Below are 16,218 nucleotides of genomic sequence, written 5' to 3'. Positions count from 1 at the left end.
CGTGCAAAGTGTTGATGTTGCCATTGTTGGCGGCGGAATGGTGGGACTGGCGGTAGCCTGTGGTTTACAGGGCAGCGGCCTGCGCGTCGCGGTGCTGGAACAAGCGGCGCCGCAGCCTCTTGACGCCGATGCGCCGCCGGCGCTGCGCGTTTCGGCTATTAATGCCGCCAGCGAAAAGTTACTGGATAAGCTGGGCGTCTGGAGCGAAATCATCGCCCAGCGCGCCAGCTGCTATCACGGCATGGAAGTGTGGGACAAAGATAGCTTTGGCCGCATTAGCTTCGATGACCAGAGCATGGGCTTTAGCCATCTGGGCCATATTATTGAAAATGCCGTGGTGCATCACGCGCTGTGGCAGAAGGCGCAGCGCTGTGCTGACGTTACCCTGCTGGCGCCTGCGCAACTGCAGCAGGTAGCGTGGGGCGAAAACGAAGCCTTTCTGAGCCTGCAGGACGGCAGCATGCTGACCGCGCGGCTGGTGGTCGGCGCCGATGGCGCCAATTCGTGGCTGCGTAATAAAGCCGATATTCCGCTGACCTTCTGGGACTATCGCCATCATGCGCTGGTGGCGACGATACGTACCACCGAGCCGCATCAGGCCGTGGCGCGTCAGGCGTTCCACGGTGAAGGCATTCTGGCCTTCCTGCCGCTTAGCGATCCGCATCTGTGCTCGATCGTCTGGTCGCTGTCGCCGGAGGAGGCGCAGCGAATGCAGCAGGCCGATGCAGCCGCGTTTAACCAGGCGCTGAACATCGCTTTTGATAATCGCCTTGGCCTTTGCCAGCTTGAAAGCGATCGGCAGGTTTTCCCGCTGACCGGACGCTACGCGCGTCAGTTCGCCGCCCATCGTCTGGCGCTGGTTGGCGATGCCGCCCACACTATTCATCCGCTGGCCGGGCAGGGGGTGAACCTTGGCTTTATGGACGCCGCCGAGCTTATCGACGAGCTGAAGCGCCTGCATGCGCAGGGTAAAGATATCGGTCAGCATTTGTACCTGCGCCGCTATGAGCGCAGCCGCAAGCACAGTGCCGCGCTGATGCTGGCGGGTATGCAGGGGTTCCGCGAAATGTTTTCCGGCAGCCATCCGGCGAAGAAACTCCTCCGCGATATGGGGCTCAAACTGGCCGATTCGCTGCCTGGCGTAAAACCACAGTTGATTCGCCAGGCCATGGGCCTCAACGATCTCCCCGCCTGGTTACGTTAACCCCGTCACACTTCTTTTACCCGGCCTGCGTGCCGGGTTTTCTCTCTCATTTGAAATATTCTAATTTCACCTCTTTTTTCGCATTAGTTTTATTAATGTGCTCTTTTTTTTGTTAAAGAAATTAGGCCCATAAAATCGCATAAAACACCATCATCACCTGACTGGTTTGCTCATTATGTTAATTTTATGTGGCACAAATCGCTTTTTTCCAGTCAATAACTCTGTAGGCTTTTCGGCGCGCTTTGGTCATAAGCTAATGTGATGTCCTGATTTACCTTATGGTTTAGCACCGGGTTCGGTGGTAAGTTCAGGCAAAAGAGAACGTTTGCGTCGGTGTCCGTAAGCGGTGCCGTCGCCGGATTTCGTGGCGCAAAATCGCCGACAATATCGTGGCTGGTTCCGTTTTATTCGATGAGGAAAAGATGGCTCAACAGACTCCGTTGTATGAACAACACACGCTGTGCGGCGCTCGCATGGTGGATTTCCATGGCTGGATGATGCCGCTGCATTACGGGTCCCAGATTGATGAGCACCACGCGGTGCGCGGCGATGCAGGGATGTTCGATGTGTCGCATATGACCATCGTCGATTTCCACGGCAGCCGGATCAGAGAGTTCTTGCGCTATTTGCTGGCAAACGATGTGGCGAAGCTTACCACCCCAGGCAAAGCGCTCTACACCGGCATGCTAACCGCTTCCGCCGGCGTCATCGATGACCTGATTGTTTATTTCCTTTCTGAAGATTATTTCCGCCTCGTTGTTAACTCCGCCACTCGTGAAAAAGACCTCGCCTGGATTTCCGAACAAGCCGAACCTTACGGTCTTGAAATTACCGTTCGCGACGATCTGTCGCTGATCGCGGTGCAGGGCCCGCAGGCGAAAGCGAAGGCGGCGACGCTGTTCACCGACGCTCAGCGCCAGGCCGTGGAAGGCATGAAGCCGTTCTTCGGCGTACAGGCCGGCGACCTGTTTATCGCCACCACCGGTTATACCGGCGAAGCGGGTTATGAAATCGCTATGCCGAACGAGCAGGCGGCGGATTTCTGGCGCGGTCTGCTGGACGCCGGCGTTAAGCCTTGCGGTCTTGGCGCGCGCGACACCCTGCGCCTGGAAGCCGGGATGAATCTGTACGGCCAGGAGATGGACGAAGGCGTCTCGCCGCTGGCGGCGAACATGGGCTGGACTATCGCCTGGGAGCCCGCCGATCGTAACTTCATCGGCCGCGAAGCGCTGGAAATGCAGCGCGAAAAAGGCACCGAGCAGTTGGTTGGCCTGGTGATGACCGAGAAAGGCGTCCTGCGCGGCGGCCTGCCGGTACGTTTTACCGATAGCGACGGTAATCAAAAAGAAGGCATTATCACCAGCGGCACCTTCTCGCCGACGCTGGGCTACAGCATCGCGCTGGCTCGCGTACCGGCCGGGATTGGCGACACCGCGGTGGTGCAAATTCGTAACCGTGAAATGCCGGTAAAAGTGACTAAACCTGGTTTTGTACGCAATGGCAAAGCCATTGTGTGATTTCCCTTTTTTGGAGATGAATTGATGAGCAACGTACCAGCAGAACTGAAATACAGCAAAGAACACGAGTGGCTGCGTAAAGAAGCGGACGGCACCTATACCGTCGGGATCACCGAGCACGCGCAGGAGCTGCTTGGCGACATGGTTTTCGTTGACCTGCCGGAAGTGGGCGCCACCGTTGAAGCGGGCGCCGATTGCGCCGTTGCCGAATCCGTGAAAGCGGCTTCCGATATCTACGCGCCGATTAGCGGTGAAATCGTTGCCGTCAACGAAGAGCTGAACGACTCTCCGGAACTGGTCAACAGCGACCCGTATAGCGACGGTTGGATCTTCAAAATCAAAGCCAGCGACGAAGCGCAGGTTGCCGCGCTGCTGGATGCCGCCGCGTATGAAGCTCTGTTAGAAGACGAATAAATGTGTGCCGGATGGCGCTGCGCTTATCCGGCCTACGAACTTTGTAGGCCCGGTAAGCGCTAGCGCCACCGGGCAATTCAGGTAAGTAGAGACAATCACGATTCACCGCACGTTTCAGGAACCATCGCTCATGACTCAGACTTTAAGTCAGCTTGAAAACCGCGACGCCTTTATTGAACGTCACATTGGCTCGGACGCTCAGCAGCAGCAAGAGATGCTGAAGACCGTCGGCGCGGATTCGCTTAACGCCCTGATCGGCCAGATTGTGCCGCAGGATATCCAGCTGGCGACCCCACCGCAGGTGGGCGACGCGACTACCGAATTCGCCGCGCTGGCGGAGCTGAAGGCGATCGCCGGTCGCAACAAGCGCTTCAAGTCTTACATCGGCATGGGCTACACCGCCGTGCAACTGCCGCCGGTCATTCAGCGCAACATGCTGGAAAACCCGGGCTGGTACACCGCCTATACCCCTTACCAACCGGAAGTATCCCAGGGCCGTCTGGAATCGCTGCTCAACTTCCAGCAGGTCACTCTGGATCTGACCGGGTTGGATATCGCTTCCGCTTCGCTGCTTGATGAAGCCACCGCCGCCGCCGAAGCGATGGCGATGGCCAAACGCGTGAGCAAACTGAAGAACGCCAACCGCTTCTTCGTTGCCGCCGACGTTCATCCACAAACCCTGGATGTGGTTCGCACCCGTGCGGAAACCTTTGGCTTCGACGTGATTGTCGATGACGCCGACAAAGTGCTCGATCACCAGGATGTTTTTGGCGTGCTGCTGCAGCAGGTTGGCACCACCGGTGAAATCCACGATTACAGTAAACTGATCGCCGAGCTGAAAGCGCGCAAAGTGATTGTCAGCGTCGCCGCCGACTTTATGGCGCTGGTGCTGCTGACGGCGCCGGGGAAGCAGGGCGCCGATATTGTCTTCGGTTCCGCTCAACGTTTCGGCGTGCCGATGGGCTATGGCGGCCCGCACGCGGCCTTCTTCGCGGCGAAAGATGAATTCAAACGCTCCATGCCGGGCCGTATTATCGGCGTATCGAAAGATGCGGCGGGTAATACCGCGCTGCGCATGGCGATGCAGACTCGCGAGCAGCATATCCGCCGCGAGAAAGCGAACTCCAACATTTGTACCTCGCAGGTTCTGCTGGCCAACATCGCCAGCCTGTACGCGGTATTCCACGGCCCGGCGGGCCTGAAACGTATCGCTGGCCGCATTCATCGCCTGACCGACATTCTGGCCGACGGCCTGAAGAAGAAAGGGCTGAAGCTGCGCCATGCTCACTACTTCGACACCCTTTGCGTCGAAGTGGCGGATAAAGCCGCGGTGCTGGCGCGTGCCGAAGCGCTGCAGATTAACCTGCGTAGCGATATTCACGGCGCGGTTGGCATTACGCTCGATGAAGCGACCACCCGCGAAGATGTGCTGAACCTGTTCCGCGCCATCGTTGGCGACGATCACGGTCTGGATATCGATACCCTGGATAAAGACGTGGCGCTGGATAGCCGTTCGATCCCGGCGGCGATGCTGCGCGACGATGCGATCCTCACCCATCCGGTGTTTAACCGCTACCATAGCGAAACCGAGATGATGCGCTATATGCACGCGCTGGAGCGTAAAGATCTGGCGCTGAACCAGGCGATGATCCCGCTGGGCTCCTGCACCATGAAACTGAACGCCGCGGCGGAGATGATCCCGATCACCTGGCCGGAATTTGCCGAGCTGCACCCGTTCTGCCCGGTCGAGCAGGCGGAAGGTTATCATCAGATGATCGCTCAGCTTTCAGACTGGCTGGTGAAACTGACCGGCTATGACGCCGTCTGTATGCAGCCGAACTCCGGCGCGCAGGGCGAGTATGCTGGCCTGCTGGCGATTCGCCACTATCACGAGAGCCGCAACGAAGGCCATCGCGATATCTGCCTGATCCCAAGCTCTGCGCACGGCACTAACCCGGCTTCCGCGCAGATGGCGGGTATGCAGGTAGTGGTCGTTGCCTGCGATAAAAACGGCAACATCGATCTTGCCGATCTGCGTGAAAAAGCAGAGCAGGCAGGGGCGAATCTCTCCTGCATCATGGTCACCTATCCGTCGACCCACGGCGTGTATGAAGAGACCATCCGTGAAGTGTGCGAGATAGTGCATCAGTTCGGCGGCCAGGTTTATCTCGACGGCGCCAACATGAACGCCCAGGTCGGGATCACTTCTCCGGGCTTTATCGGCGCTGACGTTTCGCACCTCAACCTGCATAAAACCTTCTGCATTCCGCACGGCGGTGGCGGTCCGGGTATGGGCCCTATCGGCGTGAAAGCGCACCTGGCGCCGTTTGTACCGGGCCACAGCGTGGTACAGATTGAAGGCATGCTGACCCGTCAGGGCGCGGTTTCCGCCGCGCCTTTCGGCAGCGCTTCCATTCTGCCGATCAGCTGGATGTATATCCGCATGATGGGCGCGGAAGGCCTGAAGCAGGCGAGCCAGAACGCGATTCTCAACGCCAACTATATCGCTACCCGGCTGAAAGATGCTTACCCGGTGCTCTATACCGGCCGCGACGGTCGCGTGGCGCACGAATGTATTCTCGATATTCGTCCGCTGAAAGAAGAGACCGGCATTAGCGAGCTGGATATTGCTAAACGCCTGATCGACTTTGGTTTCCATGCGCCGACCATGTCCTTCCCGGTCGCCGGGACGTTGATGGTTGAGCCGACGGAATCGGAAAGCAAGGTAGAACTGGACCGCTTTATTGACGCCATGCTGGCGATTCGCGCGGAAATCGATCGCGTTAAAGCCGGTGAATGGCCGCTGGAAGATAACCCGCTGGTGAACGCGCCGCACACCCAGGGCGAGCTGGTGAGCGAGTGGAACCATCCGTACAGCCGTGAGCTGGCGGTATTCCCGGCTGGGTTGCATAACAAGTACTGGCCAACGGTGAAACGCCTGGATGACGTATACGGCGACCGTAACCTGTTCTGCTCCTGCGTACCGATGAGCGAATACCAGTAAGTGGCGAATTAGCTAAACTTTTAAAGGCGCTGCGGCGCCTTTATTTTTTGGAGGGAAGGTATGGCGATAGCTCTGATTAGCGGCGCGAGCCGCGGCATAGGCCGGGCGACGGCGCTGCTGTTGGCGCAGGAAGGGTATACCGTCGCGGTCAATTACCATCACAACATTAAAGCCGCCACCGAAGTGGTCAATACCATAGTTGAATCTGGCGGCAAAGCCACGGCGCTGCGGGCGGATATCAGCGATGAAGCGCAGGTGATGGCGATGTTTGAGGCGATTGACCGTATGGGCGAACCGCTGACGGCGTTGGTCAACAACGCCGGGATCCTGTTTACCCAATGTACGGTGGAGAGCCTGAGCGCCGAGCGTATTAACCGCGTGCTGGCCACCAACGTCACCGGCTACTTCCTCTGCTGTCGCGAGGCGGTAAAACGGATGTCGCATCGCCATGGCGGCAAGGGCGGGGCGATAGTTAACGTTTCGTCGGCGGCCTCGCGCCTTGGCGCGCCGGGAGAGTACGTTGACTATGCCGCGTCGAAAGGGGCGGTAGATACCCTGACGACCGGGCTGGCGCTGGAAGTGGCGGCGCAAGGGATTCGAGTCAACGGCGTGCGTCCGGGGCTGATTTATACCGAGATGCATGCTTCCGGCGGCGAACCGGGACGCGTGGATCGGGTAAAAAATTCGCTACCGATGCAGCGCGGCGGCCAGCCGGAAGAGGTCGCTCAGGCCATTGCCTGGCTGCTGAGCGACAAAGCGTCGTATGTGACGGGTAGCTTCCTCGAACTGGCGGGCGGGAAATAACCCGTAGATGTCTATTGCCCGGCGGCGCTGCGCTTGCCGGGTAACCTTCCCGGATAGCGGCTACGCCTTATCCGGGCTACCCAACGATGCGTACCCGTAGCCCGGCTGAGCGCAGCGCGAGCCGGGGAAACCTTCCCGGATGGCGGTTACGCCTTATCCGGGCTACCCAACAACGCGAGCGGGGAACCTGACGGTCTACCAGGAGGCCAGCCACAGCCTCAGGCGCATTCCCCAACTGCTGGTCCAGCCGGTGGTAACCGACTTCACCTCGCCTTGAGAAATGACCACCAGCGTTGGCGTTACCTGGATATCCCACTGCCGCGCCAGCTGGCCGCTCGGATCATTTACCGTCGGCAGCGCCATTTTCTTCCTGGTCAGCCACTTCTCCAGCGCGGCGTTATCGCCGGAACGCAGGGCTACCGTCAGCACATTGCCGCCGTCGGCGGCAAGTGATGCCACCGACGGCGTGGTATAGCGACAGACTCCGCACCAGGTCGCCCAGACGTACAGCAGCAGCGGCTTTTGCTGACTCATAGCGTTCAGATCCAGCGTCCTGCCGTCGAGTGTCTGCAGCGATGTGGCGCTGAAGTTTTGCGGCAGCGCGGGCTGGCGAAAATAATCCACCGCCAGGCTCACCGCCGCGCCAATCAGCAGCCACACCGCCAGCTCGCGTAGCCAGCGCCTGATTTTACTGGCCACGGGCTTTCGCCAGCTGTTCTTTCACCAGCCCCTCCAGCTCATCAGCAGGGATCGCGCCAGCCACCATCTGATCGCCGATGATGGTCGCCGGGGTGCCCTGAATATTCAGCACCTGCGACAAAATCAGGTTCATCTTCAGCGAATCCATGGTCTTGTCATCAATATTCACGCTATCGGTGGCGGTTTTCTTCTGCGCGGCGGCGATGCTGGCGTCATCGTGATAGCCTTTTTTCGCCATCAGCCGCTGATGCAGCGCCCAGAATTTATCGGGCTGCTGACGCCAGGTGGAGAGCGCGGCTTTAGCGGCATTCACCGAACTCTGCCCTTTAAACGGCAGCAGCTTAACGATGAGCTGAATATCCGGATTATCGTGGACGATTTTTTCCAGCATCGGATCAAACTGTTTGCAGTAAGGACAGTTGTAATCGGTAAACGAGACGATTGTGAGTTTTGGCTCTTTCGCGCCGGAACGCGGGCTGTTCGGATCGTTAAACAGCAGCTGGGCTAACTGGTCATTACCGTTCGATTGTGGTTTTTCCGCCGGCGCGGCGAAGCTGAAGGCCGATACGCACAGCAGTAATAAGGCGGTGATAGCTCTCATGTTATTTTCCTTTAGCGGCGGACAGGGTGGCGAGAAGTTGTTCGCGGTCTAACAGCGCAGGCAGAATTTGTCCCTGCGGCAATCCCGGTCCGTAAATCTGGTTAAACGGCACCGCGGCGCTGCCGCGTGCGGTTAAAAACTGACTAATGTCAGGGGAGGGGCGGCTCCAGTCGCCGCGTAAGGCGATCACATCTGGCGCTGATAGCGCCTGCTGGATGTCGTCGCGCAGCAGCACGTTGTATTTATTGGCTTTACAGGTCACGCACCAGTCGGCGGTGACATCAATAAATACCCGTTTATGCTCCGCAAGGGCGTTAGCGATAGCCTGCTCGCTGAGCGGCTGCCAGTTAACCCGGTCTCGGCGCGGGCCCTGGCCGTCCTGTTGTGCGACAAAGGCGACGGCGCCCGCCACCACGATGGCCAGAGCGCCCGCGCGCAGCGCCGTACGCCAACGGTAGCGCCAGGCGGTGGCCAGGAGCAGGAAGATGGCCAGAATCACCAGCAGGGTAAGCACCGGCGTACGGCCGATGTGGATCGTCAGCAGGCTAACCAGCCATAGCGCTGAACCAAGCATCATTAGCCCCAACACCACGCGCAGATGATTCATCCAGCGGCCTGGACGTGGAAGTCGTTGCGCCAGACCCGGCCAGGCGACGATAAGCAGCCACGGCAGGCTCATACCGATCCCCATGGCGAAGAAAATCCCCCACAGCAGCGGCAGCGGCGCCACCAGCGCTACCGAAACGGCGGTACCGAGGAATGGTGCGGTACAGGGCGTCGCCAGCAGGGTGGCGAAGGCGCCCTGCCAAAAATGGCCCATCAAGCCGTTGCCGCCGCGGGTGGCGAGGAAGGTACTGGCGCTGGAGGAGAGACGGATTTCGAATAGTCCCAATAAACTGGCGCTGAACAGCACCATCACCAGCGCCATCGCGCCGATAAACCACGGGTTCTGGAACTGGATCCCCCAGCCGAGCGCCTGATTACCTAAGCGTAGCGCGGTCATCATCAGCGCCAGCGCCAGGAAGGAGACGACGATTCCGCATACCGAGGCGAGGAACTGCCGCCGCACCGCGCCGCGTTCACGACGTTCGGTTTGCACCAATGAGCCGAGTTTCATCGCCAACACCGGCAGCACGCAAGGCATGACGTTGAGGATAAGCCCGCCGGCCAGCGCCATCAGCAGCACCCAGCCTAACGCCAGCCCCGGCGCGGCACTGCCGGCGGCGATGGCGATATGGCTTTCCTGCGCCTGGCCGCTATCGGCCAGCACCAGCGACAGCGTTTTGCCGCTCAGATCCGGCGCCGCTTCGCCCCAGCTATCGGTGACCGGTACGGTGGCAGTCAACGTATCGCCGTGGCTGGTAAAGCTCGGCTTGCCGAAATCGACATCCTCCATGCTGTCGATAAACAGCGCTGGCTGCTGCCAGCCGGCATCGCGGCGGGCGGTTACCTTCAGCTTACCGCTGACGTAGCTGGCGCTAAGCGCCGAGGTGAGACCGTCGCGCAGGGGCAGCGTGCCCATCGCGCGGGTGAAATCGTAATTAAATTGCTCCCCCGCCGGAGCCGTCATATCCAGCGAAAAGGGGTAGTCAGTGAGAATGCAGACATTGCTGCAGGTAGAGAGCGTCAGTACGCCGCTGAGCGTCGGCGGTATTTTCCCGCGCAGGGTCATCGGGAAGCTGACGTCGCCGTGATACCCCTGAGTGGAAATGCCCGCGACGTCAAAGCGTTGCGGCGTCGGCCAGCGCCAGTTAACCTCCAGCGGCGTGTGCCAGGCGATAGCTGGCGCGATGCCGCCTTCGCCCGGCGAACGCCAGTAGGTTTTCCAGCCCTTTTCCAGCGCTACGTCTAAAAGCAGGCGGGTGTCGCCATTGCTTTCGCTTTGCGCCCGCAGGCGCACGCTGGCGTGTTGATTGTCGGCGACGCGCAGCCAGCCGCTATCGGCGGCCTGGCTGACGGGCAGCCATAGCCAAAGCAGGCAGACCAGCAGTCGCCTGAATACCATAAACATAAATTTTCTCCGTAAGTAATAAATTAACCTGAGCTGTCAGGAGAATTAATCACTCACGGAAGACGCATAATCGTAGATGCACCCGCAATCGGGGAGGAGAAATGACGCGGGGAGGCCAGATTCGCTCAATGCGCGGCGGGATGGCCGCCAGCACCGCCAGCAGCAGAGCGATCGCTAATAGCGCCCCTTCAAACAGCATCGGCGGAACGGCCATCAGCGACTTGGCGCTGAGTTCGCAGGGGGAGACCGGCGCCTCGGCATTATCCGGGCCAGGTTGGGCGGATTGGCTGGCGGCCGTGACGTTCATCACCAACGCATGCATCCCCGCCATTCTCTGGGCGGTGCAGATCAGCACCACCAGGCAGGCAAGAAGTACAAGAAGAATGGCTTTGCGTTGTCGCTTAATCATGGTCGCCTCAAATATTCACGAGGCCTATCTTATCGGGCGAACGCGTTTTAGCAATGGTAAAGCTGTAAAGAAGTGTCTGGCGGATAAGTGATTTGCCCCCTCCCGGCCGGGAGAGGGCGGTTAATTACAGATTCTCGCCGTTGCTGGCAATGACTTCTTTGTACCAGTTAAAGCTCTTCTTGCGCGAGCGGGACATATCGCCGGTGCCGTCGTCGTGTTTATTAACGTAGATGAAGCCGTAGCGTTTGCTGTACTGGCCAGTGGTGAAGGAGACGCAGTCGATGCAGCCCCATGGGGTATAACCCATCAGATCAACGCCGTCATAAGTCACCGCTTTAATCATCTCTTCGACGTGGGCGCGGAGATAATCGATGCGGTAGTCATCATTGATGCTGCCGTCGGCTTCTACTTTGTCGTAGGCGCCAAAGCCGTTTTCCACGATAAACAGCGGCTTCTGGTAGCGCTCATACAGTTCGCACAGGGCGTAACGCAGGCCAACCGGGTCAATCTGCCAGCCCCAGTCGGAGGCTTTCACGTGCGGGTTCGGCACGCTGCCTTCGAAGCCGGAAATGGCATCGCCGGTGCCGCCTTCGGCTTTCACCGCGTTGGTCATGTAGTAGCTGAAGCCGAGATAGGCGCAGGTGCCTTCACGCAGGATCTGCGCGTCGCCGTCTTCCATCTTGATGTTGAAGCCGCGGCGTTCCCATTCATTCAACACGTAGCTCGGGTAGTAGCCGCGCAGTTGGACATCGGTAAAGACATAGCGTTCGCGCATCGACTCCTGGGCAAACATGACATCTTCCGGTTTGCAGGAGTAAGGGTAGAGGGCGACCATCGCCAGCATGCAGCCGACCTGCATTTCCGGGTTGATACGACGCGCCGCTTTCACCGCCAGCGCGCTGGCGACGAACTGGTGATGCAGCACCTGGTACATGGTCTCTTCCGGGTTTTCATGCTCGGTATAGACCACGCCGGAACAGCAGTAGCCGAACAGCGGCGCGCGCCAGTTACGCTGGTTATTGATCTCGTTAAAGGTCATCCAGTATTTCACTTTGTGCTTATAGCGCTCAAAGACAACTTCGGCGAAGCGCACAAAGAAATCGACCACTTTGCGGTTGGTCCAACCGCCGTACTGCTGTACCAGATGCAGCGGCATTTCAAAGTGGGAAAGGGTGATCACTGGCTCGATGTTGTACTTCAGCAGTTGATCAAACATGTCATCGTAGAATTTCAGCCCTTCTTCATTTGGCTGAGTTTCGTCGCCCTGCGGGAAGATGCGGGTCCAGGCAATGGAGGTGCGGAAGCATTTGAAACCCATCTCGGCGAACAATTTGATGTCTTCTTTGTAGTGGCCGTAAAAATCAACCGCTTCATGGTTAGGGTAATACTTACCCGCTTCGACCTGTTGGGTGATTTCGCGCGGCACGCCGTGCGCCCCGCCGGTCAAAACATCGCAGATGCTGGGGCCTTTGCCGCCTTTATTCCAGCCACCTTCAACCTGATGCGCGGCGACCGCGCCGCCCCATAAAAAGTCTTTGGGAAGAGTCAATTTTTTCATCTTTGCTAATCTCTATGAATAACTATTGCGATTGAGTCTAGCAAAGCGAAATTGAATGTCACGATATAACAAATCCCGCTAAAGGTAATATGTTACATCGAAAAAACAGGCTGTTACTTTAAGCCGATTTTGCGCGCTAATTTACGCCCCAGTGATTCGAGAATATATATCACCGGAATCTGTGTTGTAATATCGTAAACGCCGCCGATGCGCGTTTGCGGCACGTGCCAGGAGAGATTGAAATCAGCCAGTTTTGCCAGCCGCGAATGTTCATGGCTGGTAATCGACATCACCTTACAGTGATGCAGGCTGAACTGGCTGGCAAAGCGCAGGATCTCTTCGGTTTCACCGGAGACGGAAAGCACAATCGCCAGCGCGTTGCGGGCCATATCATTGGTGACCGGGAAATAAGGATCGTCAATATGGTTGCTGAATTTCCCGACGTTGGAAAAGAAGCGCGCGCCATATTTCGCCAGCGCGCCGGAGGTGCCGGCGCCGACGAAAATAATACGCTCGGAGGAGAGAATAATATCGACGGCCTGTTCGAGCAATTGATCGAACTCGTCATTATTGACGCTTTTAAAAAAGCTCATTATTTCGCTGGCGCCGATATTTGCCTGTTGAGGCTCATTCTGCTCAAGATATAATTTAAAGCGTACGCGAAATTCAGAGTAGCCCTCGCACTGCAGTTTGCGGCAGAAGCGCAACACGGTAGTGGTGGAGACCCCGGCGGCCTCGGCCAGTTCGCGAATAGTCATGTACATCACTTTGTCACGATTCTTAATGACGTAGTGGTAGACCATCATCTCAAGATTATTGAGACTAGCGACAGCGGCGTGGGAGAACATACTCACAGTGGCGAACTCACAATTCATAAAGACCAGGACGGAATTATATCATGCAGGCTAATGACATTACCTTTTTTCAGCGTTTTCAGGACGACATCCTCGCCGGGCGCAAAACGATCACCATTCGCGATGCGGCGGAGTCGCACTTTAAGGCCGGTGATGTGCTGCGCGTCGGACGCTATGAAGATGACGGCTACTTCTGCACTATCGCCGTTACCGCGACCTCAACGGTGACCCTCGACACACTAACTGAACAGCATGCTCAACAGGAGAATATGACCCTCGAACAACTGCGGCAGGTCATCAGTGAAATCTATCCTGCGGAAGATCGGTTTTATGTTATTGAATTCAAACGTCTTTAAATAAAACCAGCACAACTGTTAGTTGAAATATTGTTGTAACACTATGATTTTAATGTATTTACAAATATACATCGTTTTATTTTAGCTAACAGGTGTTCACTGGAATCATTCTCAGTTAACCTAAGTGGGCAATGAAAGCGTTCTTGTTTTCACGGAGTCAAAATATGGTTCGCAAACCATTAATCACTCAGGGATATTCTCTGGCAGAGGAAGTTGCCAACAGCATCAGTCACGGGATCGGACTGGTGTTCGGTATTGTCGGCCTCGTGTTGCTGTTGGTGCAGGCGGTAGACACGAACGCCAGCGCGACGGCGATCACCAGCTACAGCCTGTACGGCGGCAGTATGATTATGCTGTTCCTCGCTTCCACGCTCTATCACGCTATCCCGCATCAGCGGGCGAAACAGTGGCTCAAGAAATTCGACCACTGCGCCATCTACTTGCTGATTGCCGGAACCTACACGCCATTTTTGCTGGTGGGATTGAATTCGCCGCTGGCAAAGGGGTTGATGATTGTCATCTGGAGCCTGGCGCTACTGGGGATCCTGTTTAAGCTGACTATCGCGCACCGCTTTAAAATTTTGTCGCTGGTGACCTATCTGACGATGGGCTGGCTGTCGCTTATCGTGGTCTATCAACTGGCGGTGAAGCTGGCGGTAGGCGGGGTAACGCTGCTGGCGGTTGGCGGGGTGGTGTACTCGCTGGGGGTCATCTTCTACGTCTGCAAACGTATTCCTTATAACCACGCTATCTGGCACGGCTTCGTGCTCGGCGGCAGCGTGTGTCACTTCCTGGCGATTTATCTTTACGTCGGCCAGTCCTGATCAAACGTCCACGGTGGCGCTGTGCTTACCGTGGCTACGATATTCTGCGGTCTGGTAGCCCGGCTGAGGCGCAAGCGCCGTAAGCCGGGAACTGTTCCTTAATCTTCTTCCAGCGAATACGGCAATGGCTTGATGCTCAGGCTGCCGGCATCATCACGCACGCGGAACACGCTGTCCGGTTCCATATCGTTATTCATCACCACCTGGACCATCAGGCTTCCGTCATCCAACTGTACGGCTGCCAGCACAGTACCAGTGCGGCGCCAGTTGTCGCCCATTTTCAGCTCCAGATCTTCCCCGGCTTCCGGCACCCTGCTGGCGGTGCCCGCCAGCGTCCACAGCGCGCGTTTATTGGCGCCGCGGAATTTCGCCCGGGCGACCATTTCCTGGCCGGTGTAGCAGCCTTTCTTGAAGCTGATACCGCCCAACGCCTGCAGGTTGGTCGCCTGCGGAATGAACTGCGCGCTGTTTACGCTGTCGATAACCGGCAGACCGGCCTCGATGTTCAGCGCCAGCCACTGCTGGCTGTTGTTAAGCTGCGCTTCGCCGCGCAGCGCGTCTGTCACCCGGTTGGCGGTGTCGGCATCGGTCACCAGCAGGAAGCGTTCGGCAGGGTGTTCAAACCACAGCAGGCTGGTCACGCCTTCGGTGACCACCGGTTTACCAGCGTCCGGCAGCGCAGCGAACAATGGAGCCAGCGCGGCGCGCGCCTGGAAACCGGCAACGCCCAGCAGGACCAGATCGTCGTTTGCGGCGATGGTGACTTTGGAGAAGACGGCATATTTTTTCAGTTCGGTCAGCTGCGCTTCGCGCAGGCTGCGGCGCTCAATCCACGCGAAACCGCCGTCGCGGTGGAAGACGCGCAGGTTGCTCCACATTTTGCCTTTGGCATCACAGTGCGCGGCAAGCAGATGCTGATCGGCGGTTAAATGGCTGACATCGGCGGTGATCTGCCCCTGCAGATACTTCTCGCCATCCGGACCGGTAATCGTCGCCAGCGCCCAATCATCCAGCGTCATCAGCGTTAACGGCAGACGAGCGGAAGAAGAGGGCTGACGCGGAGGAAAAGGTGTAAAAGCCATAGTCATATCCTGAATAGCTTAACGCAGAGTGAATGACTAATGGTAAAAGAGCTATGGTGCAATGCAAGCGCTTTCGGCAAGCCATTTGTGCCCTCAGGATGCGGTGAATAGCCAACCGTATTTTGGGCTTTTATGGAATGCTGCTCGCACAAGGCGATATTACTGTAAAGTAAGTGCCTAAAAAGGGTTAAACTAAGCTATATCTTGATGCTGGAAGGACAACATGGACATTAACAACAAAGCTCGCATCCACTGGGCATGCCGCCGCGGTATGCGCGAACTCGATATCTCCATCATGCCGTTTTTCGAGTATGAGTACGACACGCTCAGCGATGACGACAAGCGCCTGTTCATCCGTTTGCTGGAGAACGATGATCCGGATCTGTTTAACTGGCTGATGAATCACGGCAAGCCGGCAGATGCGCAACTTCAACGGATGATTAATTTAATCCAGACTCGGAATCGGGAACGTGGTCCTGTGGCAATCTGATTTACGTATTTCCTGGCGTTCGCAGTGGTTCTCGCTGCTGCTGCACGGGGTGGTGGCGGCGATAGTGCTGCTCATGCCCTGGCCGTTAAGCTACACCCCGATTTGGCTCCTGTTGCTATCGCTGGTGGTGTTTGACTGCGTGCGCAGCCAGCGGCGGATCCACGCCTGCCAGGGAGAAATTAAGCTGTTGATCGATTCCCGTTTACGGTGGCAAAAAACGGAATGGGATATCGTCGGGACGCCATGGGTTATCAGCAGCGGTATGCTGCTGCGCCTGAAGCATGCGGAAAGCGGCCGTAGCCAGCATTTGTGGGTGGCGGCGGATAGCATGGATGCGGGGGAATGGCGGGATTTGCGCCGGCTGGTGCTGCAAAAACCGGCGCACGACTAA

16 protein-coding genes are annotated in these 16,218 nt (G+C 57.5%); 9 read left to right on the top strand and 7 right to left on the bottom strand.

The features are described 5' to 3' along the window. Position 1 precedes the first annotated feature (1 nt). The 5 genes from ubiI to ABLU80_RS15210 all read left to right on the top strand — a co-directional run bounded on the left by ubiI (position 2) and on the right by ABLU80_RS15210 (position 6,943). Positions 2 to 1,204, top strand: a complete 1,203-nt coding sequence (gene ubiI, locus ABLU80_RS15230; protein ID WP_015369779.1) for an FAD-dependent 2-octaprenylphenol hydroxylase — start codon at positions 2 to 4, stop codon at positions 1,202 to 1,204. A 422-nt stretch (positions 1,205 to 1,626) separates the two neighbouring features. Further along, positions 1,627 to 2,721, top strand: a complete 1,095-nt coding sequence (gcvT, locus tag ABLU80_RS15225) for a glycine cleavage system aminomethyltransferase GcvT (RefSeq protein ID WP_002916480.1) — start codon at positions 1,627 to 1,629, stop codon at positions 2,719 to 2,721. 24 nt (positions 2,722 to 2,745) lie between these two features. Beyond that, positions 2,746 to 3,135: a glycine cleavage system protein GcvH gene (gcvH, locus tag ABLU80_RS15220; protein WP_020077973.1), complete on the top strand. Its 390-nt coding sequence runs from the start codon at positions 2,746 to 2,748 to the stop codon at positions 3,133 to 3,135. Between the two features lie 130 nt (positions 3,136 to 3,265). After that, complete coding sequence (gcvP, locus tag ABLU80_RS15215; protein WP_348850145.1) at positions 3,266 to 6,139, top strand: aminomethyl-transferring glycine dehydrogenase; 2,874 nt, start codon at positions 3,266 to 3,268, stop codon at positions 6,137 to 6,139. 60 nt (positions 6,140 to 6,199) lie between these two features. Next, a complete protein-coding gene (locus tag ABLU80_RS15210) occupies positions 6,200 to 6,943 on the top strand; it encodes an SDR family oxidoreductase (RefSeq protein WP_020077975.1) in 744 nt (247 codons plus the stop codon). A 195-nt stretch (positions 6,944 to 7,138) separates the two neighbouring features. On the opposite strand, the gene ABLU80_RS15205 is transcribed toward ABLU80_RS15210, so the two are convergent. The 6 genes from ABLU80_RS15205 to ABLU80_RS15180 form a co-directional block, all read right to left on the bottom strand. After that, positions 7,139 to 7,642 (bottom strand): protein disulfide oxidoreductase, encoded by a 504-nt coding sequence (locus ABLU80_RS15205; RefSeq protein ID WP_045359416.1) that lies wholly within the window; start codon positions 7,640 to 7,642, stop codon positions 7,139 to 7,141. After that, complete coding sequence (locus tag ABLU80_RS15200; protein WP_348850144.1) at positions 7,632 to 8,243, bottom strand: DsbA family protein; 612 nt, start codon at positions 8,241 to 8,243, stop codon at positions 7,632 to 7,634. The genes ABLU80_RS15205 and ABLU80_RS15200 overlap by 11 nt, the downstream gene beginning before the upstream one ends. A gap of 1 nt (position 8,244) precedes the next feature. Further along, positions 8,245 to 10,254 (bottom strand): protein-disulfide reductase DsbD domain-containing protein, encoded by a 2,010-nt coding sequence (locus ABLU80_RS15195; protein WP_348850143.1) that lies wholly within the window; start codon positions 10,252 to 10,254, stop codon positions 8,245 to 8,247. 49 nt (positions 10,255 to 10,303) lie between these two features. After that, a complete protein-coding gene (locus ABLU80_RS15190) occupies positions 10,304 to 10,663 on the bottom strand; it encodes a copper resistance protein (RefSeq protein WP_015369786.1) in 360 nt (119 codons plus the stop codon). Positions 10,664 to 10,787: 124 nt separating this feature from the next. Then, positions 10,788 to 12,221: a 6-phospho-beta-glucosidase BglA gene (gene bglA, locus ABLU80_RS15185; protein ID WP_058675870.1), complete on the bottom strand. Its 1,434-nt coding sequence runs from the start codon at positions 12,219 to 12,221 to the stop codon at positions 10,788 to 10,790. Positions 12,222 to 12,334: 113 nt separating this feature from the next. Continuing rightward, positions 12,335 to 13,069: a MurR/RpiR family transcriptional regulator gene (locus tag ABLU80_RS15180; protein WP_015703423.1), complete on the bottom strand. Its 735-nt coding sequence runs from the start codon at positions 13,067 to 13,069 to the stop codon at positions 12,335 to 12,337. A gap of 50 nt (positions 13,070 to 13,119) precedes the next feature. On the opposite strand from ABLU80_RS15180, the gene yqfB reads away from it, so the two are divergent. Further along, positions 13,120 to 13,431 (top strand): N(4)-acetylcytidine aminohydrolase, encoded by a 312-nt coding sequence (gene yqfB / locus ABLU80_RS15175; protein ID WP_015703422.1) that lies wholly within the window; start codon positions 13,120 to 13,122, stop codon positions 13,429 to 13,431. Between the two features lie 164 nt (positions 13,432 to 13,595). Next, positions 13,596 to 14,255, top strand: coding sequence for a hemolysin III family protein (locus ABLU80_RS15170; protein ID WP_008806429.1), 660 nt, complete (start codon positions 13,596 to 13,598; stop codon positions 14,253 to 14,255). 98 nt (positions 14,256 to 14,353) lie between these two features. Here the strand turns inward: ABLU80_RS15170 and ygfZ are convergent, their stop codons facing one another. Continuing rightward, the gene (gene ygfZ, locus ABLU80_RS15165) at positions 14,354 to 15,337 is read right to left on the bottom strand and encodes a tRNA-modifying protein YgfZ (RefSeq protein WP_015369790.1); all 984 of its coding nucleotides are present in this window, start codon (positions 15,335 to 15,337) and stop codon (positions 14,354 to 14,356) included. 223 nt (positions 15,338 to 15,560) lie between these two features. Between ygfZ and sdhE the strand changes: the two genes are divergently transcribed. Both sdhE and ABLU80_RS15155 read left to right on the top strand, forming a co-directional pair. After that, entirely contained in the window at positions 15,561 to 15,827 is a 267-nt protein-coding gene (gene sdhE / locus ABLU80_RS15160) for an FAD assembly factor SdhE (RefSeq protein WP_015369791.1), read from the top strand. Further along, positions 15,808 to 16,218 carry a protein YgfX gene (locus ABLU80_RS15155; protein WP_020077981.1) on the top strand — a complete coding sequence of 137 codons (411 nt, stop codon included), beginning with the start codon at positions 15,808 to 15,810 and terminating at the stop codon, positions 16,216 to 16,218. Before sdhE ends, ABLU80_RS15155 begins: the two co-directional genes overlap by 20 nt.

The sequence above is a fragment of the Klebsiella sp. CN_Kp104 genome, assembly GCF_040064515.1.
Classification (GTDB): domain Bacteria; phylum Pseudomonadota; class Gammaproteobacteria; order Enterobacterales; family Enterobacteriaceae; genus Klebsiella; species Klebsiella aerogenes.
The sequence above is the reverse complement of the archived record's forward strand: the minus strand, read 5'-3'. Positions and strand labels throughout refer to the sequence as shown.